Source organism: Dactylosporangium sp. NPDC000244 (assembly GCF_040300725.1).
Lineage (GTDB): Bacteria > Actinomycetota > Actinomycetes > Mycobacteriales > Micromonosporaceae > Dactylosporangium.
Window position 1 is genome coordinate 199,734 of record NZ_JBEPEH010000020.1, and the last position, 22,583, is coordinate 222,316.

Below are 22,583 nucleotides of genomic sequence, written 5' to 3' on the forward strand. Positions count from 1 at the left end.
TTTCGCGCACGCTCTCTCCCGACACCGCAAGGGAAACGTGGAGGGAGCAAGACCGTGTTCGAGACCATGGTCACCGTCGTCGGCAACGTGCTCAACGCGCCGGACTGCCGCCGGCTCGTGGACAACCAGACGCTGGTCACGAGCTTCAAGGTGGCGTCGACATCGCGGCGCCTCGACCGGGCCGACGGCCGCTGGATCGACGGGGACAGCCTGCGGGTGCGGGTGAACTGCTGGCGGCAGCTCGCCGAGAACGTGGCGCGCAGCGTGCAGGTGGGCGATCCGGTGATCGTGACCGGCCGGCTCTACAGCCGCGACTGGGAGACCGAGGACCACGTGCGCCGGGTGAGCTACGAGCTCGACGCGCAGACGGTGGGCCACGACCTCTCGCGCGGGCGCGCCAAGTTCGCCCGCATCAGGCCGCAGACCGCGACCAGCACGATCGACGACGAGCTCGGCGACGCGCGCATCGGCGAGGCCCCGACGGTTCCGGCCGACGAGATCAACGGCCTGCCGCGGCGCCAGGCCTTCGACCCCGACCTCGGCGGCGTGGTGACGCTGGTCGAGGACGGCGACCCGTTCGCCGAGGAGATCCTGGCCTCGCTGGCCGCGACCGACGACCTCGCCGCGGCCTTCGAGACCCCGGCCCCGGGCTCCGCCGCCGAGCCCGACGACGAGCCGGACGACGAATCCGGCGACGAACCCGACGTTGAGCTCGACGACGAGGAGGGGACGGCCGTCGGGCCCGAGCCTGGCCCGCGGCCGCGGCGCAAGCCGCGCACCCGGGTGCCCGTGGGCGTCTGAGGACCGGGCGGCGGGCCGGCGCCGAGGGTTTCCCCGCCCGCGGCGCCGGCCCGCCGTCTACCCGGTTGCTCCCGGAACCGGCGGCGTGCTGTTCTTAGGCAGGTCTTCAGCACGGCCACGGGGGATGACGGTAGCCTGTGCGACGACATGCGCTCGTAGCTCAGTGGATAGAGCAGGGGACTTCTAATCCCAAGGTCGTAGGTTCGAGTCCTACCGGGCGCACCACACACCATCTACCAGGCAAAACGCTGGCCATACAGAAGGACACAATCTAGTACGGCGCTGATACAGCAGAAGAGTGCCATTTGGGGCTACAGTGCCTCCATGCGTGCCGAACGCGTCGCCATCCCCAAAGAGCACCTCGAGAGCGACCCCAACGAGCTGTACTGGCTCGGATTCCGGCGCCACCTCCGCGCCGCCCGCCGCTCCGAGAACACCATCGTCGCCTACCATCGCGACCTCGCCGACCTCGCCTGGTTCCACGCCGGCAAAGATCTCGCCGTGCTCACCAAGGACGACATCGCCAGCTACTACGAGACCCGCCTGCAGCGGCTGTCCGCGACGACCATGGCCATCCGGTTCCGCAGCCAGCGGGCATTCTTCAACTGGATGGTCACCGAGGAGATCATCCTGGCGTCGCCGATGCGGAACCTGCGGGAGCCGAAGGTCGACGACGTTCCGCCGCCGATCGTCGATGACGACGATCTGAAAGCCCTGCTGAAAGCCTGCTCGGGGACGACGTTCGAGGAACGCCGGGACATGGCGATCATCCGGATGTTCTGCGAGGCCGGGTCGCCGCGCGTGTCTGAGATGGCCGGCATCACCCTGGAACGACTGGACCTGCGCAAAGATGAGGTGACGGTTCACGGCAAGGGCGCCAAGACGCGGGCCATCCCGTTCGGGGCCAAGACAGGCCAGGCGCTGGAACGGTACGTCCGGGCCCGGTCGAAGCGCAAGAACGCGGCGTCGCCTTGGCTGTGGCTCAGCACGCTCCGTCAGGAGGTCGACGACCACCTGACGGTTTCGGGTATCACGCAGATGCTCGAACGCCGATGCCGTCAGGCCGGGATCGCGAAGATCCATCCGCATCAGCTTCGGCACACGGCGGCGCACGTCTGGTTCGACGGCAACCAGTCCGAGGGCAACGCCATGGCATTGTTCGGGTGGTCGTCGGATGCGATGCCGAAACGGTATGGGCGTAGCGCCCGTACGGAACGCGCGAAACGCGCGGCCCGCCGGGCGTCCATCGCCGACCGGCTCGGCTGAGCCTGCTGGCGTTACGCGCCTTCGCGGTTGCGTGGCACCGAGTGCAGCCGGCGTGGCCGGGGCGGTTCGCCCTCACGACGTTCGAGGCTGCGCCGCAGCGCCCCGTCGTAGACGCCGAGCTCGACAGCGTGCCGTAGCGCGGTGGTGACGTCCTCGCCGAGTTCGTCGCGCAGTTGGGCGAACCGCTCGTCGAGGCGTTTGTTGAGCTGTTCGCGCAGGACGGCGCCAATTGCGCGCGGCAGGAATCCGAAGATCGCCGCGAGTGTGCCGACGGCGATGACCACGGTGATGGCGTCGTCGGTGTCGAAGCGATGGGTGAGCGCGGCGAAGGCGCCGGTGCCGCATAGATAGGCCAGACCGCGGGCGAGCTTGCCGATGCGTTCGTGGTTTCGGCTCATGACGTACCCCCGGGCACTGGTTTCAGGGCACGGGGGTACGACTGTCCCCGTCCGTGCCGTGAACGGGGTAGCAGTTGCCCGTCCGGTCGTTGTGGACAGGGGAAACGTTACTGATCTGTTCGGGCCCTCACGATCTTTGAGCCCAGATACGGGACAAAGAGTCCGCCGAATTTACCCGTGGGTACGACGCTCTTCGCGTAGCCGCATCCACATCTCAGCCCACTCGTTTACCCAGCCCACGCGTTGCAGCAGGATCGTGCGGTCGGATACGTCGAGGGCCATGTAGTGGTCGACGAGCCGGGCGATTTCGAGCGGTAGCGGTGGTGGCGGCGGGACTTGTTCGGCGCCGGGAACGAGTGTCGCGACGGCGTCCGAGGGGCGGATGCCGAGGGCTGTGCAGATCTCGATGAGTATCGCGAGGTCGACGCGCTTGGTCTCGCCCGACTCGATGCGCATCAGGGTTTTTCGATCGACGCCGACGCGATCGGCGAGTTCGTCCTGGTTGATGCCTTGACGTTGACGTTCGGTACGGACGTACGTCCCCCAGATGGTACTTACGGCGCTGTCCATGTCCGACACCTGGACAACGTATGCCGCCGCGGTGGGATCCACATGTGGCGATGCTGGTACGTCCCAATTTTGGGACACGTGATTGCGTCGGCCGATTTGCTTATCGACAAGGGGTAATGGGAGTCCCATGACTGGGACTATGTCACGCCCGGGCGCCGCAAGAAAGATGTGCCGACACGCTTGCGGGTCCCAACTTTGGGACTGTACGGTAGGCCCATGCCAAGTACCAAAGCTGGTACACGAGGCCAGGCGTCAAGTACCGAACCTGTCCCCGGCCCGTGCTACTTCGACAACGACCTGTTCATGGCCCGCACCACGACCATCCTCGGCGCCGACGCCACCGACACCCAGCGCGCCAGTCACGTCGGCATCGCCCGCAGCGCCCTCAACCGCCTCCGCGCCGGCGACATCGGCCTGTCCGTCCGCCGCGCCAAAGCCATCTGCGGAATCCTCGGCGTCACCGTCGACGACCTGTTCCCCGAACGCGGCCACGTGAAGACGGCGGCCTGAACATGGCCGACGAGATGACCCCCGCCCAGCGCAAGATGCGCGCCTCCCTCGCCGCCCACACCCGCTGGGCACGGGAGGCGGACCGCAAAGAAGCGATGCGGCCCGCGCTGGAAGGCATGCTCGCCCGGTTCGAGCGCGAGGTCGACCCCGACGGCGTCCTCGAACCACACGTGCGGGCCGAGCGTGCCGAGTCGGCGAAGAAGGCCTACTTCAAGTCACTGCAGCTCAAGTCGAGCCGCAGCAGGGGCAAGAAGAAGGCCGCCTGATGCCGATCGCCGTTTCCGTTGACGACTTCGCCATCCCGGCCGCGTTCTGGCTCACCGTCGAACCAGCCCGCGAGGGCGAGCGCTACCTGTACGCCATCCAGTTCGACACCGGCGTGCTGAAGGTCGGCGTTGCACGAGACGCCACGGCCAGGATCGGCCGGCACGTGTTCAGCTCGGCGATCCACCAGCGGCGCGTCAACTACCTGTGGGTCTCCACGCCGCACCTCAACGCGGCAGTCAACGAGACCGCGCTGATCGCCTACTGCAAGCAGCGAGGCAAGGCGATTCCAATCGGCAACGAGTACTTCACCGGTCTGGCCGCTGAGCGCGCCGCGCGCTATGCGGTGCGGCTTCCGTTGCAGCGCGCCCCCAAGCCGCAGGCAGCCCTCCCACGTCCGTCTCTTCCTCGTCCGTACGACGGAGAAGCCCCGCGGCGCATCCCGACCCAGGCGGCCGGTGCCGCACGGTTGTACCCACTGCCGGAGATTGCCGGCCTCACCGGCTTGTCGCTGGCGTGGCTCAACGCCGCAGACGTGGACGGCTCCATCTCAACAATCAACCTGAGCAATGCCCAGCCGCCGAACCCGCGGATGCGACGAATGACCGCCGAGATGGCCGCCCAGGCTATCGAGGTCGCGGTCGCTCAAGCCGCTGCGCTCGACCGGCGGGCCGCCTGATGTCCGCCCCCGACCCGCTGCAGCTCCTGACGACCGCCGAGGTCGCGGGCCTGATGCGCATGTCGGGGAGCTGGGTCGCGCAGCAGCGCAAGGCCGGCCGGATCACACCCCAGCCGGGGTTGGGCCGGTCAGTCCGGTACACGCGGGCCGCCGTCGCCGCACTCCAAGCGTCGCTGCACCAGCCGCGGCAGCGTCACCTGCGCGCCGTCGCCTGAAACAGCAGGACCCCGACGCAGCCACGCCGAGGTCCAGCAGCACCAACCAGTCCACTCAGCGAAAGGGGTCAGCGCATGCACCCGCATCGTACGACCACTCCCCCGCCGGCCGCCACCGTCCCGATGCTCACACCGTGCCCGTGGTGCGCGACGTACTGCACCGGCGCGCTCCGGGCCGCGCACCTCGAGTTCGACCGGCAGTCCGAGACGAGCATCCGCAGGCGGTGGGCCGCGTGAACACCATCGTCCGCATCCCGTTCCACGGCTCCGAAGTCCTCGCCGTCGACGTCGACGGAAAGCCGAACGTCGTCCTCAAGCCCGCGTTCGAGGCGATCGGCCTCGACGCTGACCAGCAGATCCGCAAGCTCAAGCGCCAAACGTGGGCAGGTACCGGTGTTACGACGGTACCTACGGCCGGTGGCGTTCAGCAGATGGTGACCGCGGACCTGCGTACGTTCCTGATGGCGCTCGCAACGATCCCCGCGTCACGGGTCAACGAAGCTGCCCGCCCCCTACTGGTCGCCTACCAGTCCGAGGTTGCCGACGCCATCGAGGCGTACTGGACCCAGGGCGGCGCGATCAACCCGCGCGCCACCGACGCCCAGATCGAGCAGGTCCAGGAGACGCTCGACGAGATCGCCAAGCGACGCCTCGCCGAGCGCATGGACTACAAGGCGATCCTCAACTACCTGAAGCTCGGCGGCGCCGTCGACGACGAGTACGCCCACGTCCAGAACACGCTATACCTGCTGCTGTTCGGCCGGACCGCAGCGACGATCCGGGCGACGCAGCCGCAGCGGACCGGAGTCGTCCGCAGGCGCGGCGAGGGTTTCCGGAAGTCGACGGTCGCGAAGGACTACCTGACCGAGGACCAGCTGGCACTGCTCAACGCCACGGTGCTGGCGACGGTCGCCCAGATCTCGCTGCACTTCCCGCACGGCGCGTCGGCCGGGCAGATGCTCGAGGCGATCGGCCGCGCGGTCGGCATCCTCGCCCCGGCCCAGCTGGCGGTGACCCGATGAACGGCCGCGAGGCGTGGACCGCCGACCCGCTGCGCACCCGCCTGCGGGAGCTGCGCACCCAGCACAACCTGTCCCTGGAAGGCGCCGCGCGCAAGTCTGGTCTCGCGGCCGTCGTGATCGGCTCGTACGAGCGCGGCGACCGCCGGCCGACGCCGGACGCCCTGCGGAAGCTTCTCCGCGTCTACGGCTACAAGCTGGCGTTCGTGCCGGTCGACGCGCCCGTCGAGACGGGTGTCGCCGACACGCTGCGCTCTCTCGCCGACCGGATCGACCGCGGGCGGGTGGCCGCATGACTGCCGTCCTCGCCAGCACGCTCACGGTCAACACCGGCTACGTCCACGTTTCCCCCGGCCTCGTTCAGGCGACCCGGCTCCCGGGCGGCTTCTGGTCGGTGAAGGTCCGCGACCTCGACGGCCTGACGCTGGCGTTCGCGGTCCCGCGGGGCGTCACGCCCGGCGGCGCGTTCGCGCTCGCCACAGGCGGCGACCCCGGTGAGGTGTGGTCGCTGGCGGTCCGCTGGGCTGACTCCGCCTGCACGCTCTCGGGTCGCATGGACCGGGTCGTGTTCGCCGGCCACGGCGATGCTCTCGGTGAGCAGCCGCACGACGTGCACGAGCTGGCCGGGGCGGTGGCAGCGTGACCACCGTCGAGCGCAAGGTCCACTTCCGTGTCGGTGACGGCTACAACGTCGGCACGTTCCACTTCGACGACGCCGAGCCGTTCACGGTCCGGCTGACGTTCGAGCCGGACAGCACGTGGATGTTCGACCGCCAACTGCTCGCCGAGGCGCTGCACGATGTGGCAGGACTCGGCGACGTGTGCTGCTGGGCCAACAGTGGCCGCTTCTTCATCCGCCTGTCCTCGCCGGAGGGCCGGGCGATGCTCGACTGCCGGGCGACGGACGTGCGGATGTTCCTCGCCGAGATGAGCCAGCTCGTGCCGCCCGGCTTCGAGTTCCTCGACATCGACCGGTGCCTGGCGCAGTTGCTGGACGGTGCGGCGTGAGCCCCCGCACCCGCGCCGAGATCGCTGACGCGCCCGTGCACGTCCGGCAGCTGTGGGCGGTCGACCCGGCCGCCGCGCGGCAGTACGCCGCCGACCGGCGCATGTTCGCCGCGACCCTCGCCGACGCCGCCGCAACCGCCGAGGACGAGCGGGTCGCCGCGGCGATGCACCTGGCCGCCGACGCCGCCGAGACGGAGCTGCACCGGCTCGCAGACGCCATGGGCGAGGTCACGGCCGACCTCAACGCCGTGTTCGACCTTGTCGGCCCGCCGCCGGAATGGAGCCCGCGATGAGCATCGTGAAAACCCCGCTGCGGGTGTACGCATCCCAGCACGACCGCGACATCCGCCTCGACCGGTGGCGCGGGACAGCCGAGGACTGGGCAACGCTGATTTCGGCACCGAACTGCCGGGGCAAGGTGTCGATCGTCGTCGACGGGGTGCCCGAGATCGAGGTGACGGTCGAGGCGATGACGGACGCGTTCGACAGCGTTTCCGTCGACCCGTTCGGATTCGCCACGATGCGCGTCGCCCATGGCTGGTTCGCCGTCGATGTCGACGCTGGTCCGGCTTCGAGTCTGCTGCTGCAGCTCAGCGCGGATGAGGTCGCCGCCTTCCTTGCCGATGTGGCGCTGGAAGCGTGCAAGGAGATCGTCTCCGCAGGTGGTTGCGCGTGACCACCGTCGACCTGTCGATCCTTGCCGACCTGCTCACCGACGAGCTCGGCCGGCACTGCGCGGACCCGTCGCCGGTGAGGGACTCCACCGAGCTTGACGTCGTGGACCAGAACGCGGCGGTCAGCATGCCGTTCGCGGAACGCTATGTGGCCCGCCGTATGACGCACGCACTGCAGCGGCTCCGGACTGGGCTCGGGCCTGGCGAGGAGGCGTGGAAGTCGGGTGACGCGGTCCACGACGGGCTGATCGTTCTCGGCGCGTACGCGCACCTGCAGGGGTTGAAGGCGCAGGTGGCGCCGTGAGTCTCGCAGACGCCACCACCGACGAATTTGCCCCGTGGCCGATCCGATTACGTCGCCGTACCGCGGTCCAGCCCGTCCGCCGCTCCCACTTCCCGTGGGGTCTTCTGCCCCGTCTCGCCACACACGTCGCGATCGCCGGGTCGGAGACCGGGGCCCTGGTCGCGATCGTCGGCCCGTTCGACGACGGGCTCGTCTCCTGGCCGACCTCGGCCGTCCTGTTCACCGCCCTGCTCGGGCTCATGACCTTCCGGAGGTGCCGCTGATGCACGCATTTCTGACCGGTGGCGTGGTCGCCGCCCTGCTCCTGGTCGAGGCCAAGGTCGTCGGGTCGGTGACCAGCGAGACGCTGCTGTGGGCGTCGGCCGGCGCCGCGCTCACCGGCCTCGCGGTGCACCTGTGGCGGGCCGAGGGCCGCAAGGTCGACCGGCTCATCGCTGACGCGCTGCACCCCAACCGGCAGGCCGACCGGGATGACCGGATCATCCGGGTCGCGAACGCTGCGCAGGTGGAACTGTGAAGCGGGCGTGGCAGGCGGCCGTGGCCACAGTCCGCGGCTGGTGGGCCGGACAGGACACCGACCCGTGGGAGCACGGCCGCGAGACGCTGCACCAGCCTCACATCCCGCAGGCGCTCCAGGACATGCTGAGCGACGCCGACGAAACGGTGGTCCTCGACGGCCCCGTACTGCTGGCCCGGCAGCCCGGCAAGCGGCGGCTGAAGCGGACCCTGCACAGCTCCGACCTGTTCCGGTCCTACACCTACCGAGGTGTGCGCCGCGCCGGCCGCGACAAGGCAGGTGTGCGGTGATCCCCGCGGCGGTGGCAGCCACGGCTGTCGGTCTCGTCCTGGGCGCCGCCTACCTGGGTGGCCGGTCACGCCGGCCGGAGACGCTGCCGGTCGCGGCGACGTTCCGCGCGGTCGGTGTCGCCGCCGTCCCCACCCGCCGACGCCTCGACGTGGTGTCGCACCGCCGGGTCGGCGGCGGGCACCGCGGCGTCGGTCGCGCCAGCCGCAGCGACGCGCGCGCCCGGCTCGTCCCGAACGGCATCCACCGCAGCGGCCGGCGCTGGCTCGAGCTGGACCGGCAACGGTTCGCCCACCTCGTCCGAGGAGGTGCCCGATGACCGTCGACCTGCACCCCGGCCGCGACTACGCCGCCGACATGCAGCGGGTCGCCGCCGACGCCCGGCGCAACACGCACCTCCTCGTCGCCCGCGGGCCGCACGGCGACATCCTCACCGAACACGCCCGGCCCTACCTGGACGCGCAGCTGCGCGCCGGCGAATGGCGGGCCGAGCTCGGCTCCGGCTGGAAGGTCACCGTCGAGGCCGTCAGCGGGTGGATGCGGTGACCGCAGTCCTGCCCGAGCGGCTCGTCATCGACCAGCCCGGCGTGTACGACCTCGATGAGGTGACGTACTTCGCCGACCCTGTTCCTACCGGCTCACTGTCCGCGTCCGGGGCGAAGCTGCTCCTGCCTCCGTCGTGCCCGGCCCTGTTCCGGTACGCCGCCGACAACCCGCCGAAGACGAAGCGTGTCTTCGACCTCGGCCACGCCGCGCACAAGCTCGTCCTCGGTGTCGGAGCCGAACTCGTCGCGGTCGACGCCGACAACTGGCTGACGAAGAAGGCCAAGGAGGCAGCGGCCGAAGCCCGCGCGGAGGGCAAGATCCCGCTCCTGGCCCGCGAGGTCGCCCAGGTCAAGGCGATGGCGGCGGCGATCCGCCGCAACCCGCTCGCGTCGAAACTCCTCGACCCCGCGCACGGCAAACCCGAACAGTCGATCTTCTGGCACGACAGGCAAGCCGGCATCTGGCGGCGGGCGCGCCTCGACTGGCTCCCCGAGCCGGGCCGCGGCCGATTCGTCATCCCCGACTACAAGACCGCCCAGTCGGCGAACCCGGCCGACTTCGCGAAAGCCGTCCACACCTACCGCTACCACCTGCAAGACCGCTGGTACCGAGACGCCGCCCAGGCCGTCGACCTCGCCGACGACCCGCTGTTCGTGTTCATCGTCCAGATGAAAGAACCGCCTTACCTGGTGACGACCGTCCAGCTCGACGCCGAAACGCAGCGCGTCGGCCGTGAGCTCGCCGAGCAGGCGATGGCCACGTTCCGCGACTGCTCCGAAGTCGGCTACTGGCCCGGATTCGCTGACGACGACATCCCCGAGATCAGCCTGCCCTCGTGGGCGATCCGGCAGCACGACAACTCCTAACCCCCGAACGAAAGAAGACACGACCGTGACCATTGCCATGCGCGCCGAAACCCCCGCGTCGGACCTCGTCCCCGTCCAGAACTCGGCCGTCGAACGGATCATCGACTGGGCCGGGGCCGCGGACGCCGCCTACCAGATGGCGCAGAAGCTCGCGAACACGTCGTTCGTCCCGGCGAAGTACCGGGGGAAGCCCGCCGAGATGGCCGCCGCGTTCCTCGCCGGCGCCGAGCTGGGCTTGGACCCGATGGCGTCGATGCGCGCCTTCCACGACATTCAGGGCACGCCCCGCCCGGCGGCGGAGACGCTGCGGGCGGTGGTGCAGAGCCACGGCCACGACATCCGGCTCGTCGAGGCGAGCGACACGCGGGTGGTGATGAAGGGCCGCCGGAAGGAGCACGTGGGCGACGAGTCGGCGTGGCAGTTCTCCGAGTGGGACATGCCGCGGGCGGTGAAGGCGGGGTTCCCGAAGAAGAACCCGAACTGGGGGACGCAGCCGAAGGCGATGCTGATCGCTCGGGCGACGTCGGAGGTCTGCAAGCTCGTCGCCAACGACGCGATCATGGGTATGGCGTCGGCGGAAGAGGCGCAGGACATGGGCGCAGAGCCCGGGTACATGCCCGCCCCGTCGCGGGTGACGGGCGCCGAGATCCTCGGCGGTGGCGTGCCCGACGTGGACGAGCCGGTGCGGGCGACGGCGGAGGTCGGCGATGCGCTCCCCAAGTCAGCTCCGCCTGCCGACGCGGAGCCGATGACGAAGGCGCAGCAGGGGAAGATGTTCGCCCTGTTCGCCGAGAGGGGGCTGAATTCCCCGGCGCAGCAGCGGGACTTCGTCGCCGAGAAGATTGGCCGGCAGATCGCGTCTCGCAACGACCTGACGAAGGACGAGGCGAAGGTCGTCATCGACGCGCTGGAGGCGCTGCCGATGCCCGCGGCCGAGGCGACGCCCGACGTCGACATGGGCGGGGCGGAGCTCGAAGACCCGATCGAGGGTGAGCTCCAGTGAGCGGCGCCGACCGGTACGGCGATGCGCAGATCATGCTGCGCGACATCCACAAGCAGCACCCCGACGACACCCTGACCGTCGATCAGAAGATCGCCCTCGCGCAGGTGTACGCGACGCTCGCCGTGGCGGGCGCGACGGCGCTGAACATGCTCCTGCCGATCGTCGGCGACGGTGACGATGTCACCGACTGGGCCCGGCTCATTGCGACGGGAACGCCCCGCGGGCACCGCTACACCCCGCCGGAAGACCCGGCGGGGTGGCCGCCGCAGGTCGGCGACGTGTGGCAGGACGACCACGACGACCACTGGCTGTTCGAGTCCAGCGGCGTGCTCGTCCGCATCACCGGCGGGCCGGCGGACGACGAGCCGAACGAGATCAACCGGGTGTACGGGCCGCTGATCCTCAGCAGCCGACCGGCCGATTCGAAACGGTGCCTCCACTGATGAACGCATTCGACGAGAAGACGGTGGCCGCAGCTCTTGACGCTGCGGCCACCCCACCGGGCGTTCTGCGTCACAAGGTCGGCGAGCTGCATGTGATTGAGCGGCCCGGCGGCCGTTGGGCGGTCCGTGACCTGTCCGGCAAGCGCGGCATGTACCTCGCCGCCGACGGGATGTGGTCGAAGGACGGTCGCAGCGGTCCCGAGTGGGAGGCGCAGTACTGGCACGACCTGGACACCGCAACCCGGCTCGCACGCGAGGCGCAGACGCAGAGCCGGGCCGACGTCCAGATCCCTGACTACCTGCAGCTCGTCGGCGACGAGAATTCCGGCGTCGAGCTGAACTGCGGCGAATGCGCGGCCAACGCGCCGGGTCAGGCGGCGACGTACTTCCCGATCGCCTACTACGGCGGTCACGGCGATGAGCACGCGAACGGCCTGCCGTATTTCGAGTTCAACGACCTCGACGGACTCATCCGTTTCGCGATCCGGCACACCGCCGCACACATTGAGGAGCGGTCATGACCGGCTGGCACGCGCAGCGCCTGTGCACGTTCGACCTTGAGTCGACAGCGCCCGACCCGGAAGAGGCCCGGATCGTCACCGCCTGCATCGCCATGGTCGGCGGCGGCCGGTCGACGGAGGTGTCGTCGTGGGTCGCCGATCCGGGCGTTGAGGTGCCCGCCGGGGCCGCGGAGGTGCACGGGTACACGACGGAACGCGTCCGGGCGGAGGGGAAGCCCCTCGCCGACGTACTGCCGGAGATCGTCGGCACGTTGGCTACCGCGATCGCCGCCCACCTGCCCGTGGTGATCTACAACGCGCCGTACGACACGACCCTCCTCGACCGCGAGACCCGCCGCTTCGACCTCCCACCGTTCGGGGACCTCCTCGCCGGCGCGCAGATCATCGACCCGCTGTGTATCGACCGCGCCCTGGACCGCTACCGCAAGGGCAAGCGGACCCTGACCGCGGCGTGCGAGCACTACGGTGTCCGGCTCGACGGGGCCCACGACTCGACGTTCGACGCGCTCGCCGCCGCCAGGATCGCCTGGACGATCGGCCAGCGTTCGCACATGACGGCCGTCGAGCTCCGGCAGCTGTACGCGGACCGGCGCCGCCCCGACGAGATCGTCCGCGCGTTCCATGCGTTCAGCGGACTCAGCCTGGATGCGCTGCAAGGGTGGCAGGCGGAGCGATACCGCGAGTCGTCGCTGTCCCTGGCGGACTACTGGCGCGACGAGGCGTTGAAGCTGTCCGCGCAGGCCGACCGGGACGAGCCGCCGGCGCTGCCCGAGATTACGGACGCGTCACCGGATGAGCGGCGTCAGCTCCTGCGCGAGCAGGCCGCCGAGCTGGTCCAGCGCGCCGACAGTGTGCGGACCGAGTGGCCGTTCGCGGCGGTGGCGCCGTGACGATGCTCGAGCATCTGCGCCGCGAACACCAGCAGCTGCAGCACCTGGCCAAGCAGGACCGTGACAACGCCGACTGGGAGCTCGCCATCTGGCACGAGCACGAGGCGGCCGAGGTCGAGGCGCGGATCGCGACCCTCGAGCATGCGGACGGCCAGCCTCCGTTCTCCGCCACATCATGTAGGTGCAGCTGATGAGTCTGCGAATGAAGCGCATCAGCGCCGGCTCGCGCTATGGACGCCTTACGGTCACGCGAGATCGAGCTCCGGGCGACCGGTTCATCGAGTGCATCTGCGACTGCGGAAACAGCAAGCAGGTCAAGCCTGGTCATCTAGGCGTGACGACAACGTCCTGTGGATGCCTTCGCCGAGAGAAGGCCGCCAGCCTGAACCCTGACGCTTTGCCGCTAGTCGACCGGCTTCGCGCAAGCGTTACGGCACACGCAAATGGATGCTGGCTGATGAAGGTCGGCGTAAAAGCGTCCGGCTATGCCCGGATCAAGGTACGGGGACGTTGGCGCCAGGCGCATCGCGCGGCATACGAACTGTGGCGCGGCCAGATTCCGGCTGGCATGCACGTCGATCACGAGTGCCACAACCGGGACGAACAGTGCCCGGGAGGGCCGACTTGCCTGCATAGGCGCTGCATTAACCCTGATCATCTGCGTGTTGCAACCCCCCTGGACAACATGCGGAACTGTTCCCGTACCACGTACTCGATCAACCGCGCCAAAACCCATTGCCCGGCCGGCCACAAGTACGACTCGGGCAATGTTCGCATCTCCCGAGATGGCAAGAGAAGCTGCGACGCATGCGCAAGTCGCTGCAAGCGCGACATCCGCCGCCGCTCTTGGGATGTAGGCGCCGGACTCCTTCCCAGCGGCGCCGACGCTCTGATGCCAGTCGATCAGCTCGACCCCCTACTCCACGAGATTCAATGGCGAGGCTGGCGGCGGATTGAACGCGTGGTGGCCGACCCGGCTGGCCCCTCCGCGTTTCTGGTGTTTCTCGCAAAACTGCAATGTCCGATCAGGCGAGACCACGACGAGACCGTCCTTATTCGGTACCGGCGGTCTCCAGCTGTCATCGGAAGTGCGGCGTGAGTCTCGCGCTCGTCGTCATGTGCGACGACCCGTCCGGCTGCGGCATCACCGCCGCCGCCCATCCGCCGCCGTGGCCGGAGTACGCCGAGTTCCTGCGCCGCGAGGGCTGGACCGTCGGCGACCGCCGCGGCGACCGAGACCGGCAGATCACCCGCGACCTCTGCCCCGACTGCACGAACCGCCGCGAGGAGGCGAAGCAGTGAGTTCTGTAGTTCAGCAGGCCCTGCCCGGCCTGCTCCCGCCCGTCCTCACCCTGCCGGCGAAGAGAGCGGCGCCGCGCAAGAAGCGACGGCCGAAGCCGACCGTCGCCGCGACCGCGCCCGTCGAATACCTGGCCGACCTGGACGAGCACGGGCGTCGCCGGTGGACGCTACGGTTCCCGGCACCGGACAAGATGCTGTCCGGCAACGGCAACGTCTACTGGCGCACCCGGCACGGGCTCACCACGTCGTGGCGTGAGGCGACGTTCGTGCATGCCAAGGCGGCGAAACTCCCGACCGGGCTCACCAAGGTCCGCCTCGACTTCGAGCTGCGGTTCACGTCGAACCGCAGTGACCGCGACGAGGCGAACTATCACCCGCTGGTCGTCAAGCCGGCAACCGATGGCCTCGGCGCCCCGTTCCGGCAGGAGATCAAGCGCGGGAAACGGGCCGGGCAGGTGTCGACCGCACCCGGCTATGGGCTGATCGAGCGGGACACGCCGGAGTTTCTGGAGGGGCCGTACATCCGGTTCGGGGAGAAGGTCGCCAACCCGAAGCTGTGCCCGTTCGGCGAGGTCGTCCTGACCATCACGGAGTTGGGCGAGGTGGCAGCGTGATCGGCGTCCCGTACTGCGATCGCCCCTGGTCGGAGATCCGGCCGGGCCTGTTCATGGGCGGCCACGACTACTTCTCTACGGAGGGCCGCGTCGAGAACGTGGTCGTCGCCGACGAGTTCGACCTGGTCCTCAGCCTGTACGAGCGGTACGGGTGCGGCCCGGCCGTCGGGGTGCAGCGCCGGTATGCGCGGGTGCCGGACGGCATCCTCAACGCCGACGACATGGCGGCGGTGCTGCGGTTCGCGGACCTCGGCGCCGAGGCGATCCGGGACGGCCGTCGCGTGCTCTCGAGGTGTCAGGCGGGCTATAACCGCTCCGGCTTGCTGACCGCGTTCATCCTGCTGCGGCTCGGCATGGGCGCAGGTGAGGCCATCACGCTGATCCGGGAGCGGCGGTCGCCGTACGCGCTGTGCAACCAGCACTTCGTGGAGCTGATCCACGAGGAGGCTGAGCGGCTGGCGAAGGACGGTGCCGCGTGACGATCGACCTGGTCACCAAGGGCATCAGGGCCGGCATGTCGCCAGCGGCGGCAGCGATCCAGGACCAGATCGACGAGCACCTGCGCGCCCTCGCGGACCTGTTCAGGATCGTTGACTGGCGGCGGCAGTCCGGCGAATCACTCACCGACCAGCAGCTGCACGTGTGCACGCTGGCCGCGGCGGGGCTGTCGAACCGGGAGATCGCGGCGCGGATGTTCCTGTCCGAGGACACGGTCAAGACCCATCTGCGCCTCTCGTACTCGGTGCTGGGGATTCGCCGGCGCAGCCAGCTCGTGTGGGCTCTCGCCGGCAAGGGCGGTGCGGTGTGAAGCGGAAGCCGCTGCAGGTAGATGCGCTTCTCACCCCGGCCGAGGTTGCCGCGCTCTTCCATGTCGCTCCGAAGACGGTGACCCGCTGGGCGAAGGCCGGGAGGCTGACGTCGATCCGGACCCTGGGCGGGCACCGCCGGTATCGGGCGCTCGAGGTGCGGGCACTGCTGTCCGCCAGCGCTGAGCCGCCGCTGGGGATGCAGTGACGGGGGCTACTCGGCGGGCGGTGGGGCGGTCTTTCGGGGTCGGCCCGCCGCGGTCCGGGCCGCTTCGTATGCCTCGGCACCGGGGTCCTCGTCTCGGTGGCGCCGAGCGTAGGCGGCGATTGCTTTCTCGACCACGTCGGTCAGCGATTCGCCGCGCGCCCAGGCGATGCGGACGGCGGGGTCGTAGTGCTCGGCTTTGACGCGGAAGTTGCGGATCGGCGTCTTGCCGGTGGCGGGGCGTGGCACGCGCGTCAGTGTACCCACAGAAATCTTCGCTCTCTTGGGTCGATGGTTTGTGTACCCACACTAACATGGGTTACTGTACCTACAGAAACAGTTGAGGTGCATCCCTCCATTCCGCAGATTCCCGCAGCTCAAGGAGCACATACGTGCTGACTGTCCTCGACGGCTACTGCGGCGCCGGTGGCTCATCCTCCGGCGCCGAAATGGTCCCCGGCGTGCGCGTCAAATACGCCCTCAACCACTGGGACAAGGCCATCGCCACGCACAACCACAACATGCCCCACGTCGACCACGACCGGATCGACATGACCGACGATGCCGACGGCGACCCCCGCAAGTACGCAGCCACCGACATCGGCTGGTTCTCCCCCGAATGCACCACGTGGTCCGTGGCGCGTGGGGAGAAGCGCGACTACGACGCCAAGGCGCTGCAGGGCGACCTGTTCGCCGACGACGAGCCCGAAGCTGACGAGGCGAAGCAGCGGTCCCGGTTTGGCATGTGGACCGTCCCGAAGTTCGCCGCGTTCCACAACTACAAGGCCGTCATCGTCGAGAACGTCACCGACATCCTCGCCTGGTGGGACCTCGACACGTGGCTCGCCCAGATGGCCACCCTCGGCTACCAGCACCGGATCGTCGTGCTCAACTCGGCGTTCGCCCACCACCTGGGCGCGCCCGCTCCGCAGCTGCGCGACCGCGTCTACTTCGTGTTCTGGAAGACCTGCTACCGCACCCCCGACTTTGCGAAGTGGACCCGCCCCAACGCCTGGTGCCCCACCTGCGAGCGGGTTGTGCGGGCCATCTACGTCGACAAGCAGCCCGGCCGGCGCCGCGCGATGCGGTACGGCCAGCAGTACGTGTACCGCTGCCCTACCACCAGCTGCCGCGGCGCCCTTGTCCACCCGTACGTCCTGGCCGCGGCGTCCGCCATCGACTGGACGCTGCCCGCCGAGCGGATCGGTGACCGGGTCAAGCCGCTGCAGCCGAAGACGATCGCCCGGATCGAGGCGGGGCTGCGCCGCTACGCTCGCCCGATCACGCTCGAAGCGGCCGGGAACACGTTCGAGCGGCGCCCCGGGGTACGCACCTGGTCAGCGCAGGACTGGCCGCTGACCGCCCAGACGACGACCGCAACGAAGGCTCTGGCGTGCCCGCCGATGCTCGTTCCGGCAGGCGGCACCTGGAACGACGGTGCGTCATCGGCAGACGAGCCGATGCGAGCTCGGACGACCCGCGAGACCGAGGGTGTGGTGGTGCCGCCGTTCCTGGCGCCGCTGCGTTCGGACCGGCCGCGCACGTCGCCAGTGTCGGAGCCGCTGGCGACGGTGGTGGCGAACGGCTCGAACCACGCGCTGATCGACCCGCTGCTGGTGTCGACGACCGGCCGCGACGGGCTGAAGGTGAAGCCTGTGTCGGAGCCCGCGGTGACGCAGACAGCCCGGCACGAGATGGCCCTGGTGGTGCCGCTGCGCAACAACGGTGTCGCCCGGCCCGCGGTGGAGTGGCCGACGCAGACGTTCGCGGCGAACGGCACCCATCACGCCCTGGTGATGCGCAACAACGAGGGCGGCGCCGAAATGTCAACTCCGGTCACCGAGCCGATCCGCACGCTGACGACGAAGGGTCACCAGTCGCTGGTCCAGTGGGGTAACCACGCGATCTACGGCTACGACACGGGACATCTGCGCCCGCTCGGCCTGCCGCTGCCAACACAGACGACCGTGCAGGGCGATGCGCTGCTGGGTCGCGCCGTCGAGGTCGACCAGTGCACGTTCAGGATGCTCGACGTTCACGAGATCAAGGCCGGGATGGCGTTCGCCGCCCGCTTCGAGATGCCCATCGGGGCGAAGCGCGACAAGGTCAAGATGCTCGGCAACGCGGTCACCCCGCCGGCCGCCCGGGACCTGATCGCCGCCGTCGTCGAGGCGATCACCGGTGACGAGATCCGGCTGACCGCCTGATGCGGATCTTCTACGCCCAGATCGCCACCATCCGCCGCACCTCCGACGGTTTGCCCGGCACCCGCTGGGGTCTGCGAGACAGCGATGGCCGGCCCGTCTACCTCGACCAGCCCGGCCCGTGGACCTGGACCGACTGCAACGGCGGTCAATGGACACACATCGGCCGCAACGTCGACAACCAGCTCGCGCTTCACCTCTTCGACCTGCTCACCGACGCCGAAAATTGGGCCACCCAGCACGGTGGCGTCGTCCACACGAAAGGACCCGACCGTATGACCGCCTTCGACCAGTCCGACCCGATCGCCCTCACCGAGGCCGAGCAGCGCCTGGGCCGCGTGGCGCGCGACTACACCGCCCGCTACGAGCGGTACACCAACAAGGCTGGCGTGCCCGTGCGCCGCCTCGTCCTCGTCGGCCCTGAAGAGGTCGACAACGCCGCCGTCCAGGCCGCCGCGTGAACCCCAAGTCGCTGGAGATCGCCGAAGCCCAGTGCCGCCTGCGGCTGGGTCCGCGCCACAAGACCCCAATCTCCGACGACGCCGTGCTGACTATCGGCTACCACAGCGGCAGCGACAAGTCGGTCCTGCTCACCCGTGCCCGCGCCACCAAGCTGCGGGACTGGCTGAACGTTTGGCTGGAGCACGGCTGGGAGGGCGTACCGCAGGAGGACGGCCAGTCGACCGCAGACGTCATCGACCACTTCCGCGACATCGCCATCCGCTACCAGATCGAACGGGACCGCGCCCGTACCAACGCCGCACGCGAGATCGATGCAGCTCTGGCGCTGATCCCGGCCGAGCTGCGCACCGTCGACCTGGTCAAGGTCGCCGAAGAGCAGTCACGGCACTGGGCACAGCTACAGGCCGAGGTTGACGCGCTGGAGAGCTTCCGGCTGGCCTGCGTGTCGCTCATTTTCGAGATCGACCAGGCGGGCGACATCGGCGCAGATGTCATCCGCAAGGCGCTGCACAAGTTCCTGGACCGCCACAACCACCCGAAGGCCAAGATGCTCGCCGTCGTACCGGACGCCCCGATCTACGACCACGAGCAGCTGCGCCTCGACTTCGACACGGCAGAGGAGATCGCCGCATGACCGCCGTCCTCACCCAGTTGGCCTGCGCTGTCGACCAGGCCGTGCTCAAGGCCGCCGTCGCCGCCGTCGCCAAACGGCTGCCGTCCCGGCCCGCCCTTCCAACCCTCGCCTGCGTCAAGCTGACCGTCGACGGGGACCGGCTGAGCATCGCCGCGTTCGACTACGACACGTCGGCGACCGCCGCCGTCAGCGTCGACGGGCGCGGCGACGGGCAGGTGCTCGTCTCCGGCAGGCTCCTGTCGGCGCTCACCGACACCCTGCCCGCCAAACCGGTCGCCCTCACCGTCGACAACGGGCGGCTCAAGCTCACCTGCGGCACCGTCAAGCTCGGCTTCCCCACCCTGCCCGTCGACGAATACCCGCAACTGCCCGACCTGCCGCCAGCCGTCGGCACCGTCGACGCCGCCGAATTCGCCCGGGCCGTCAAGCGGGTCGCCGCGGCCACCGGACCCGACGCCGAGCCCAAGAACCTGATCGGCCTGTGGTTCAGCTTCGACGCCGTCCTCACCATGCTGGCCAGCGACCGCTACCGGGCCGCCGCCGGCGTCGTTTCGTGGCAGGCGTCGGGCGAGGCCGGCCACGCTTGCCCGCCCGCACACCTCGTCGCCGATACCGCCCACCTGCTGTCCGGCCGGGTGACGCTGTACGCCGACGACGCCCTGTTCGGCATGTCCGACGGCAACCTGACCGTCGTCACCGCGCAGCTCACCGACCACCCGGGCGAGCGGCTGCGTTCCTTCTTCGACGGCCAGACCAACAGGACCGTCGAGTTGGACGCCGAGGAGTTCGCCGGGCACGTCGGCCGGGCCGCGAAGGTCCACGAGAAGGCGACCCCGATCATCCTCGACTTCGCCGACGGCGGTGTGGCGATCCGCGCGACGGGCGAGGACTCCACCGACGCCGACGCCGCCATGGACTGCGACATCGACGGCGGGCCGATCGAGATCCGGATCAACCCCGACTACCTGACGGCCGCGATCAAAGCGGCGGGCACGGGCCGGATCGCGCTGCGCATGGGCGCGGTGACCAAGCCGGTGCAGGTACTGCCGGTCGGCGACGACAGCTACCGGCACCTGATCGTGCCGATCCGCAAGCAGTGATCCGACGCCTCTGCGCCTGCGGGACGCCGATCGTCCGTGCCGACCTCGACGGCTACGACATCTGGCTCGACCAGGGCCGCGACGGCTGGATCAGCATCGACCAGCACGGCCGGGCCGAAATCGGCACCGGACCCTGGCGGCGACACACCTGCGCCCACGACCCACGGCCACTCGACCTTGACGCGCCACCCACCCGCGACGCCGTCGGCCGGGATGTCGCTGCCGCACGGGCCGTCCTGAACGCTGGGCGTGCCCTTACCGGAATCCAAGAGAAGGCCGCCCGACACCGAGTCGCCAACCCCCACCTCAGCGGGCGGCAGGTCGCCAGGAACGCGGGACTCAGCAACTACGTATTCCATGTCGCGTTCCAGCGCATCCGGGAATACGCCAAACAGATCACAACCCAAGGAGACGCAGCATGAGCCTTCCCACCCTGTCCGGCGTCGCCCGCCTCACCGACGACCCGGCCCTCCGCTTCGCCCCCAGCGGCACCGCCGTGTGCAAGGTCCGCCTCGCGTTCAACAGCCGCAAGCGCGACGACGCAGGCAACTGGTCCGACGGCGACAGCTTCTACGTCGACGGCGTCCTGTTCAAGCAGGCCGCAGAGCACGCCGCCGAGAGCCTTTCGCGTGGAACAGAGGTGGTCGTCACCGGCCGGCTGAAGACCGAGCAGTGGGAGGACAAGAACGGCGGCGGGAAGCGTTCCGCGCCGAGTCTCCTCATCGATTCGATCGGCCCGAGCCTCGCGTTCGCTACGGCGAAGGTCGAGAAGATGCAGCGTTCCGGCGCCCAGTCGTCGGGCAAGGGCGGCGGTTCGGGCTTCGGCGGCGGCAACGACGACCCGTGGGCGAACTCGGCGCCCGCCGGCGGCAAGCAGTCCAGCTTCGACGACGAGCCGCCGTTCTAGACGTAAAGCGGGTGCCGCATGACGCTGCGGCACCCGCCCAGATCCACCTTCGACTATCGCGGAGTATGCCATGGCTGACCAACAGTTTCGTCCCCGTTGCAGGACGGCGGGCGTCGACATGTTCCCCGACCACGACGACCCGGACGGCATCGCCGAAGCTCAGGCCGTCTGCGAGTTCTGCCCGATCAGGCAGGCGTGCGCCGACGGAGCCCTGGCCCGCCGCGAGGCCTTCGGGGTGTGGGGCGGGCTCACCGAAGCCGACCGGCGCGCCATCTACAACCAGGCGCCGCCGTCCACCACCACCCGCAGTGCCCGCGTCGCCCAGCGCCGCCGTGACGTCGACGCCCTCGTCGCACAAGGTCTCGGCAACAAGGCCATCGCCGCCCGGCTCGGCGTGCCCGTCGACCTGGTGCAGAAGGCCCGACGCGCCAGCGGCTCAACCAAGCGGCCCTCCACTCGGGCTGTCCGGACCGCCGAACGCGACGTACGGATCGACGCGATGCTCGACGCCGGCGTCTCGGTCAAGCAGATCCGTTTGCAGCTGCACGTCGGCTACAAGGCCGTACAGCGTCGTTGTGACCTGCGCTCTACCACCAACACAGTTGAGGAAGTTGCCGCGTGACCGAACAGTCGGCGCCCGTCGCCAACCAGCACCCGCCGATCGCCCTGCGCGCCCACGCCATCGCCTGGACGCACTTCGAGCCTCCCTCCGAGGTGCCCTGGGAAACCGACGCCGAAGGCGGGGAGGCGCTCGCCGAGTTCGCCGGCCGCGCGTGCTACCAGTCGTGGAGCAAGCCGAACCCTGCGACCGCCACGAACGCCGGGTATCTCAAGCACATCCTCGAGGTCGGCCACCTGAGCGTGCTCGAGCACGGCACCGTGACGTTCTACCTGACCGGCGTCTCGCGGTCGTTCACGCACGAGGTCGTACGGCATCGGCACTTCTCCTACTCGCAGCTGTCCCAGCGGTACGTGGCCGACGGTGGTGAAGTCGTGGTCCCGCCGCTGTTCGCGGGCGACCAGGAGGCGGGCGACATCCTCGACTCGATCAACGTCGAGATCACGGCGGCGTACGACGCGCTCATGGCACGCGCCAACCGGCTGCTGGAGGGTCGCGGGCTGGTGAAGACGGACCGGCACAAGCAGGCGCGCCAGGCTGCCCGGGCGGTCTTGCCCAACATGGCAGAGACGCGCATCGTCGTGACCGGCAACTACCGGGCCTGGCGGCACTTCGTCACGATGCGCGCCACGGAGGCCGCCGACATCGAGATCCGCGAGGTCGCCGTCGCCTGCCTGCGGGAACTGCAGCGGGTCGCGCCCAGCGTGTTCGGGGATTTCACGATCAGCGAGCTCGCCGACGGCACCGAGGTGGCGTCCAGCCCGTACGCGGAGCGGTCCTGATGCTCCTGTCCGACCGCGACCTAGACAAGGAGCTCGACACCGGCAGACTGCGCCTCGAGCCCTTCGACCAGGCGCTGGTGCAGCCGTCCAGCATCGACGTGCGGCTCGACCGTTGGTTCCGGGTGTTCAACAACCACCTCTACACCCACATCGACCCCGCGATGCA

Annotated in this window: 43 protein-coding genes and 1 tRNA gene; 41 read left to right on the forward strand and 3 right to left on the reverse strand. The window is 69.4% G+C overall.

The window, feature by feature from the left end; translation table 11 throughout:
- Positions 1-54: 54 nt before the first annotated feature.
- The 3 genes from ABT369_RS28195 to ABT369_RS28205 all read left to right on the forward strand — a co-directional run bounded on the left by ABT369_RS28195 (position 55) and on the right by ABT369_RS28205 (position 2,067).
- Entirely contained in the window at positions 55-801 is a 747-nt protein-coding gene (locus tag ABT369_RS28195; RefSeq protein WP_350616367.1) for a single-stranded DNA-binding protein, read from the forward strand.
- A gap of 149 nt (positions 802-950) precedes the next feature.
- Positions 951-1,026: transfer RNA gene (locus ABT369_RS28200), tRNA-Arg, on the forward strand.
- 99 nt (positions 1,027-1,125) lie between these two features.
- Positions 1,126-2,067: a tyrosine-type recombinase/integrase gene (locus ABT369_RS28205; RefSeq protein ID WP_350616369.1), complete on the forward strand. Its 942-nt coding sequence runs from the start codon at positions 1,126-1,128 to the stop codon at positions 2,065-2,067.
- A gap of 11 nt (positions 2,068-2,078) precedes the next feature.
- On the opposite strand, the gene ABT369_RS28210 is transcribed toward ABT369_RS28205, so the two are convergent.
- Both ABT369_RS28210 and ABT369_RS28215 read right to left on the reverse strand, forming a co-directional pair.
- Entirely contained in the window at positions 2,079-2,465 is a 387-nt protein-coding gene (locus tag ABT369_RS28210) for a hypothetical protein (protein WP_350616371.1), read from the reverse strand.
- A gap of 171 nt (positions 2,466-2,636) precedes the next feature.
- Positions 2,637-3,035 carry a helix-turn-helix domain-containing protein gene (locus ABT369_RS28215; RefSeq protein ID WP_350616435.1) on the reverse strand — a complete coding sequence of 133 codons (399 nt, stop codon included), beginning with the start codon at positions 3,033-3,035 and terminating at the stop codon, positions 2,637-2,639.
- A 216-nt stretch (positions 3,036-3,251) separates the two neighbouring features.
- Here ABT369_RS28215 and ABT369_RS28220 point away from each other — a divergent pair, with 216 nt between their 5' ends.
- The 29 genes from ABT369_RS28220 (at position 3,252) to ABT369_RS28360 (ending at position 15,712) form a co-directional block, all read left to right on the forward strand.
- A complete protein-coding gene (locus tag ABT369_RS28220) occupies positions 3,252-3,545 on the forward strand; it encodes a helix-turn-helix transcriptional regulator (protein WP_350616372.1) in 294 nt (97 codons plus the stop codon).
- A 2-nt stretch (positions 3,546-3,547) separates the two neighbouring features.
- A complete protein-coding gene (locus ABT369_RS28225; protein ID WP_350616374.1) occupies positions 3,548-3,811 on the forward strand; it encodes a hypothetical protein in 264 nt (87 codons plus the stop codon).
- Entirely contained in the window at positions 3,811-4,488 is a 678-nt protein-coding gene (locus tag ABT369_RS28230) for a hypothetical protein (protein ID WP_350616375.1), read from the forward strand. The genes ABT369_RS28225 and ABT369_RS28230 overlap by 1 nt, the downstream gene beginning before the upstream one ends.
- Positions 4,488-4,703, forward strand: a complete 216-nt coding sequence (locus tag ABT369_RS28235) for a helix-turn-helix transcriptional regulator (RefSeq protein WP_350616377.1) — start codon at positions 4,488-4,490, stop codon at positions 4,701-4,703. Before ABT369_RS28230 ends, ABT369_RS28235 begins: the two co-directional genes overlap by 1 nt.
- 75 nt (positions 4,704-4,778) lie before the next feature.
- A complete protein-coding gene (locus tag ABT369_RS28240; protein ID WP_350616379.1) occupies positions 4,779-4,940 on the forward strand; it encodes a hypothetical protein in 162 nt (53 codons plus the stop codon).
- Positions 4,937-5,725, forward strand: a complete 789-nt coding sequence (locus ABT369_RS28245) for a phage antirepressor N-terminal domain-containing protein (protein WP_350616380.1) — start codon at positions 4,937-4,939, stop codon at positions 5,723-5,725. The genes ABT369_RS28240 and ABT369_RS28245 overlap by 4 nt, the downstream gene beginning before the upstream one ends.
- A complete protein-coding gene (locus ABT369_RS28250; protein WP_350616382.1) occupies positions 5,722-6,018 on the forward strand; it encodes a helix-turn-helix domain-containing protein in 297 nt (98 codons plus the stop codon). Before ABT369_RS28245 ends, ABT369_RS28250 begins: the two co-directional genes overlap by 4 nt.
- Positions 6,015-6,365 carry a hypothetical protein gene (locus ABT369_RS28255; protein WP_350616384.1) on the forward strand — a complete coding sequence of 117 codons (351 nt, stop codon included), beginning with the start codon at positions 6,015-6,017 and terminating at the stop codon, positions 6,363-6,365. Before ABT369_RS28250 ends, ABT369_RS28255 begins: the two co-directional genes overlap by 4 nt.
- Positions 6,362-6,730: an SsgA family sporulation/cell division regulator gene (locus ABT369_RS28260; RefSeq protein WP_350616386.1), complete on the forward strand. Its 369-nt coding sequence runs from the start codon at positions 6,362-6,364 to the stop codon at positions 6,728-6,730. Before ABT369_RS28255 ends, ABT369_RS28260 begins: the two co-directional genes overlap by 4 nt.
- Positions 6,727-7,023, forward strand: coding sequence for a hypothetical protein (locus tag ABT369_RS28265; RefSeq protein WP_350616387.1), 297 nt, complete (start codon positions 6,727-6,729; stop codon positions 7,021-7,023). The genes ABT369_RS28260 and ABT369_RS28265 overlap by 4 nt, the downstream gene beginning before the upstream one ends.
- Positions 7,020-7,406 carry a hypothetical protein gene (locus ABT369_RS28270; RefSeq protein ID WP_350616388.1) on the forward strand — a complete coding sequence of 129 codons (387 nt, stop codon included), beginning with the start codon at positions 7,020-7,022 and terminating at the stop codon, positions 7,404-7,406. Before ABT369_RS28265 ends, ABT369_RS28270 begins: the two co-directional genes overlap by 4 nt.
- Positions 7,403-7,708, forward strand: coding sequence for a hypothetical protein (locus ABT369_RS28275; RefSeq protein WP_350616389.1), 306 nt, complete (start codon positions 7,403-7,405; stop codon positions 7,706-7,708). Before ABT369_RS28270 ends, ABT369_RS28275 begins: the two co-directional genes overlap by 4 nt.
- Complete coding sequence (locus tag ABT369_RS28280; RefSeq protein WP_350616390.1) at positions 7,705-7,971, forward strand: hypothetical protein; 267 nt, start codon at positions 7,705-7,707, stop codon at positions 7,969-7,971. Before ABT369_RS28275 ends, ABT369_RS28280 begins: the two co-directional genes overlap by 4 nt.
- Positions 7,971-8,225, forward strand: coding sequence for a hypothetical protein (locus ABT369_RS28285; RefSeq protein WP_350616391.1), 255 nt, complete (start codon positions 7,971-7,973; stop codon positions 8,223-8,225). Before ABT369_RS28280 ends, ABT369_RS28285 begins: the two co-directional genes overlap by 1 nt.
- Complete coding sequence (locus tag ABT369_RS28290; RefSeq protein WP_350616392.1) at positions 8,222-8,515, forward strand: hypothetical protein; 294 nt, start codon at positions 8,222-8,224, stop codon at positions 8,513-8,515. The genes ABT369_RS28285 and ABT369_RS28290 overlap by 4 nt, the downstream gene beginning before the upstream one ends.
- An 11-nt stretch (positions 8,516-8,526) precedes the next feature.
- Positions 8,527-8,832 (forward strand): hypothetical protein, encoded by a 306-nt coding sequence (locus tag ABT369_RS28295; RefSeq protein ID WP_350616394.1) that lies wholly within the window; start codon positions 8,527-8,529, stop codon positions 8,830-8,832.
- The gene (locus ABT369_RS28300) at positions 8,829-9,059 is read left to right on the forward strand and encodes a hypothetical protein (protein ID WP_350616396.1); all 231 of its coding nucleotides are present in this window, start codon (positions 8,829-8,831) and stop codon (positions 9,057-9,059) included. The genes ABT369_RS28295 and ABT369_RS28300 overlap by 4 nt, the downstream gene beginning before the upstream one ends.
- Complete coding sequence (locus tag ABT369_RS28305) at positions 9,056-9,925, forward strand: PD-(D/E)XK nuclease-like domain-containing protein (RefSeq protein ID WP_350616398.1); 870 nt, start codon at positions 9,056-9,058, stop codon at positions 9,923-9,925. The genes ABT369_RS28300 and ABT369_RS28305 overlap by 4 nt, the downstream gene beginning before the upstream one ends.
- A 25-nt stretch (positions 9,926-9,950) precedes the next feature.
- Positions 9,951-10,928, forward strand: a complete 978-nt coding sequence (locus ABT369_RS28310; protein WP_350616400.1) for a hypothetical protein — start codon at positions 9,951-9,953, stop codon at positions 10,926-10,928.
- A complete protein-coding gene (locus ABT369_RS28315) occupies positions 10,925-11,371 on the forward strand; it encodes a hypothetical protein (protein WP_350616401.1) in 447 nt (148 codons plus the stop codon). Before ABT369_RS28310 ends, ABT369_RS28315 begins: the two co-directional genes overlap by 4 nt.
- Entirely contained in the window at positions 11,371-11,892 is a 522-nt protein-coding gene (locus ABT369_RS28320) for a hypothetical protein (RefSeq protein WP_350616402.1), read from the forward strand. The genes ABT369_RS28315 and ABT369_RS28320 overlap by 1 nt, the downstream gene beginning before the upstream one ends.
- Positions 11,889-12,782 carry an exonuclease domain-containing protein gene (locus tag ABT369_RS28325; RefSeq protein ID WP_350616403.1) on the forward strand — a complete coding sequence of 298 codons (894 nt, stop codon included), beginning with the start codon at positions 11,889-11,891 and terminating at the stop codon, positions 12,780-12,782. Before ABT369_RS28320 ends, ABT369_RS28325 begins: the two co-directional genes overlap by 4 nt.
- Positions 12,779-12,973: a hypothetical protein gene (locus tag ABT369_RS28330; protein ID WP_350616404.1), complete on the forward strand. Its 195-nt coding sequence runs from the start codon at positions 12,779-12,781 to the stop codon at positions 12,971-12,973. Before ABT369_RS28325 ends, ABT369_RS28330 begins: the two co-directional genes overlap by 4 nt.
- Positions 12,974-13,239: 266 nt before the next feature.
- Positions 13,240-13,881 (forward strand): HNH endonuclease signature motif containing protein, encoded by a 642-nt coding sequence (locus ABT369_RS28335; RefSeq protein WP_350616405.1) that lies wholly within the window; start codon positions 13,240-13,242, stop codon positions 13,879-13,881.
- Positions 13,878-14,084 (forward strand): hypothetical protein, encoded by a 207-nt coding sequence (locus tag ABT369_RS28340; protein WP_350616406.1) that lies wholly within the window; start codon positions 13,878-13,880, stop codon positions 14,082-14,084. Before ABT369_RS28335 ends, ABT369_RS28340 begins: the two co-directional genes overlap by 4 nt.
- The gene (locus ABT369_RS28345) at positions 14,081-14,698 is read left to right on the forward strand and encodes a hypothetical protein (protein WP_350616407.1); all 618 of its coding nucleotides are present in this window, start codon (positions 14,081-14,083) and stop codon (positions 14,696-14,698) included. Before ABT369_RS28340 ends, ABT369_RS28345 begins: the two co-directional genes overlap by 4 nt.
- A complete protein-coding gene (locus ABT369_RS28350) occupies positions 14,695-15,177 on the forward strand; it encodes a protein-tyrosine phosphatase family protein (protein WP_350616409.1) in 483 nt (160 codons plus the stop codon). Before ABT369_RS28345 ends, ABT369_RS28350 begins: the two co-directional genes overlap by 4 nt.
- Positions 15,174-15,506 (forward strand): helix-turn-helix domain-containing protein, encoded by a 333-nt coding sequence (locus ABT369_RS28355; protein ID WP_350616411.1) that lies wholly within the window; start codon positions 15,174-15,176, stop codon positions 15,504-15,506. Before ABT369_RS28350 ends, ABT369_RS28355 begins: the two co-directional genes overlap by 4 nt.
- Positions 15,503-15,712 carry a BldC family transcriptional regulator gene (locus ABT369_RS28360; RefSeq protein ID WP_350616413.1) on the forward strand — a complete coding sequence of 70 codons (210 nt, stop codon included), beginning with the start codon at positions 15,503-15,505 and terminating at the stop codon, positions 15,710-15,712. The genes ABT369_RS28355 and ABT369_RS28360 overlap by 4 nt, the downstream gene beginning before the upstream one ends.
- Positions 15,713-15,718: 6 nt before the next feature.
- Here ABT369_RS28360 and ABT369_RS28365 read toward each other — a convergent pair whose 3' ends face one another.
- A complete protein-coding gene (locus ABT369_RS28365) occupies positions 15,719-15,958 on the reverse strand; it encodes a hypothetical protein (protein ID WP_350616415.1) in 240 nt (79 codons plus the stop codon).
- A 143-nt stretch (positions 15,959-16,101) separates the two neighbouring features.
- Between ABT369_RS28365 and ABT369_RS28370 the strand changes: the two genes are divergently transcribed.
- From ABT369_RS28370 to ABT369_RS28410, 9 genes are all read left to right on the forward strand, one after another.
- Entirely contained in the window at positions 16,102-17,916 is a 1,815-nt protein-coding gene (locus ABT369_RS28370) for a DNA cytosine methyltransferase (RefSeq protein WP_350616417.1), read from the forward strand.
- Positions 17,916-18,374 carry a hypothetical protein gene (locus ABT369_RS28375; RefSeq protein WP_350616419.1) on the forward strand — a complete coding sequence of 153 codons (459 nt, stop codon included), beginning with the start codon at positions 17,916-17,918 and terminating at the stop codon, positions 18,372-18,374. The genes ABT369_RS28370 and ABT369_RS28375 overlap by 1 nt, the downstream gene beginning before the upstream one ends.
- Positions 18,371-19,009: a hypothetical protein gene (locus tag ABT369_RS28380; RefSeq protein WP_350616420.1), complete on the forward strand. Its 639-nt coding sequence runs from the start codon at positions 18,371-18,373 to the stop codon at positions 19,007-19,009. Before ABT369_RS28375 ends, ABT369_RS28380 begins: the two co-directional genes overlap by 4 nt.
- Entirely contained in the window at positions 19,006-20,109 is a 1,104-nt protein-coding gene (gene dnaN, locus ABT369_RS28385; RefSeq protein ID WP_350616422.1) for a DNA polymerase III subunit beta, read from the forward strand. The genes ABT369_RS28380 and dnaN overlap by 4 nt, the downstream gene beginning before the upstream one ends.
- Positions 20,106-20,531 carry a hypothetical protein gene (locus ABT369_RS28390; RefSeq protein WP_350616424.1) on the forward strand — a complete coding sequence of 142 codons (426 nt, stop codon included), beginning with the start codon at positions 20,106-20,108 and terminating at the stop codon, positions 20,529-20,531. The genes dnaN and ABT369_RS28390 overlap by 4 nt, the downstream gene beginning before the upstream one ends.
- Positions 20,528-21,016: a single-stranded DNA-binding protein gene (gene ssb, locus ABT369_RS28395; RefSeq protein ID WP_350616425.1), complete on the forward strand. Its 489-nt coding sequence runs from the start codon at positions 20,528-20,530 to the stop codon at positions 21,014-21,016. The genes ABT369_RS28390 and ssb overlap by 4 nt, the downstream gene beginning before the upstream one ends.
- Before the next feature lie 70 nt (positions 21,017-21,086).
- The gene (locus ABT369_RS28400; RefSeq protein ID WP_350616426.1) at positions 21,087-21,638 is read left to right on the forward strand and encodes a WhiB family transcriptional regulator; all 552 of its coding nucleotides are present in this window, start codon (positions 21,087-21,089) and stop codon (positions 21,636-21,638) included.
- 92 nt (positions 21,639-21,730) lie between these two features.
- Positions 21,731-22,417: an FAD-dependent thymidylate synthase gene (gene thyX, locus ABT369_RS28405; protein WP_502891833.1), complete on the forward strand. Its 687-nt coding sequence runs from the start codon at positions 21,731-21,733 to the stop codon at positions 22,415-22,417.
- Positions 22,417-22,583, forward strand: a 167-nt coding sequence (locus ABT369_RS28410) for a dCTP deaminase (RefSeq protein WP_502891834.1), incomplete at its 3' end; no start/stop codon positions are given. The genes thyX and ABT369_RS28410, both read left to right, overlap by 1 nt.

Bases quoted from the DNA above. Each gene is read 5' to 3' on its own strand.
- ABT369_RS28205 (WP_350616369.1), top strand. From the start codon at position 1,126: ATGCGTGCCGAACGCGTCGCCATCCCCAAAGAGCACCTCGAGAGCGAC.
- ABT369_RS28210 (WP_350616371.1), bottom strand. From the start codon at position 2,465: ATGAGCCGAAACCACGAACGCATCGGCAAGCTCGCCCGCGGTCTGGCC.
- ABT369_RS28215 (WP_350616435.1), bottom strand. From the start codon at position 3,035: ATGGACAGCGCCGTAAGTACCATCTGGGGGACGTACGTCCGTACCGAA.
- ABT369_RS28220 (WP_350616372.1), top strand. From the start codon at position 3,252: ATGCCAAGTACCAAAGCTGGTACACGAGGCCAGGCGTCAAGTACCGAA.
- ABT369_RS28225 (WP_350616374.1), top strand. From the start codon at position 3,548: ATGGCCGACGAGATGACCCCCGCCCAGCGCAAGATGCGCGCCTCCCTC.
- ABT369_RS28230 (WP_350616375.1), top strand. From the start codon at position 3,811: ATGCCGATCGCCGTTTCCGTTGACGACTTCGCCATCCCGGCCGCGTTC.
- ABT369_RS28235 (WP_350616377.1), top strand. From the start codon at position 4,488: ATGTCCGCCCCCGACCCGCTGCAGCTCCTGACGACCGCCGAGGTCGCG.
- ABT369_RS28240 (WP_350616379.1), top strand. From the start codon at position 4,779: ATGCACCCGCATCGTACGACCACTCCCCCGCCGGCCGCCACCGTCCCG.
- ABT369_RS28250 (WP_350616382.1), top strand. From the start codon at position 5,722: ATGAACGGCCGCGAGGCGTGGACCGCCGACCCGCTGCGCACCCGCCTG.
- ABT369_RS28255 (WP_350616384.1), top strand. From the start codon at position 6,015: ATGACTGCCGTCCTCGCCAGCACGCTCACGGTCAACACCGGCTACGTC.
- ABT369_RS28270 (WP_350616388.1), top strand. From the start codon at position 7,020: ATGAGCATCGTGAAAACCCCGCTGCGGGTGTACGCATCCCAGCACGAC.
- ABT369_RS28285 (WP_350616391.1), top strand. From the start codon at position 7,971: ATGCACGCATTTCTGACCGGTGGCGTGGTCGCCGCCCTGCTCCTGGTC.
- ABT369_RS28300 (WP_350616396.1), top strand. From the start codon at position 8,829: ATGACCGTCGACCTGCACCCCGGCCGCGACTACGCCGCCGACATGCAG.
- ABT369_RS28320 (WP_350616402.1), top strand. From the start codon at position 11,371: ATGAACGCATTCGACGAGAAGACGGTGGCCGCAGCTCTTGACGCTGCG.
- ABT369_RS28325 (WP_350616403.1), top strand. From the start codon at position 11,889: ATGACCGGCTGGCACGCGCAGCGCCTGTGCACGTTCGACCTTGAGTCG.
- ABT369_RS28335 (WP_350616405.1), top strand. From the start codon at position 13,240: ATGAAGGTCGGCGTAAAAGCGTCCGGCTATGCCCGGATCAAGGTACGG.
- ABT369_RS28375 (WP_350616419.1), top strand. From the start codon at position 17,916: ATGCGGATCTTCTACGCCCAGATCGCCACCATCCGCCGCACCTCCGAC.
- dnaN (WP_350616422.1), top strand. From the start codon at position 19,006: ATGACCGCCGTCCTCACCCAGTTGGCCTGCGCTGTCGACCAGGCCGTG.
- ssb (WP_350616425.1), top strand. From the start codon at position 20,528: ATGAGCCTTCCCACCCTGTCCGGCGTCGCCCGCCTCACCGACGACCCG.
- ABT369_RS28400 (WP_350616426.1), top strand. From the start codon at position 21,087: ATGGCTGACCAACAGTTTCGTCCCCGTTGCAGGACGGCGGGCGTCGAC.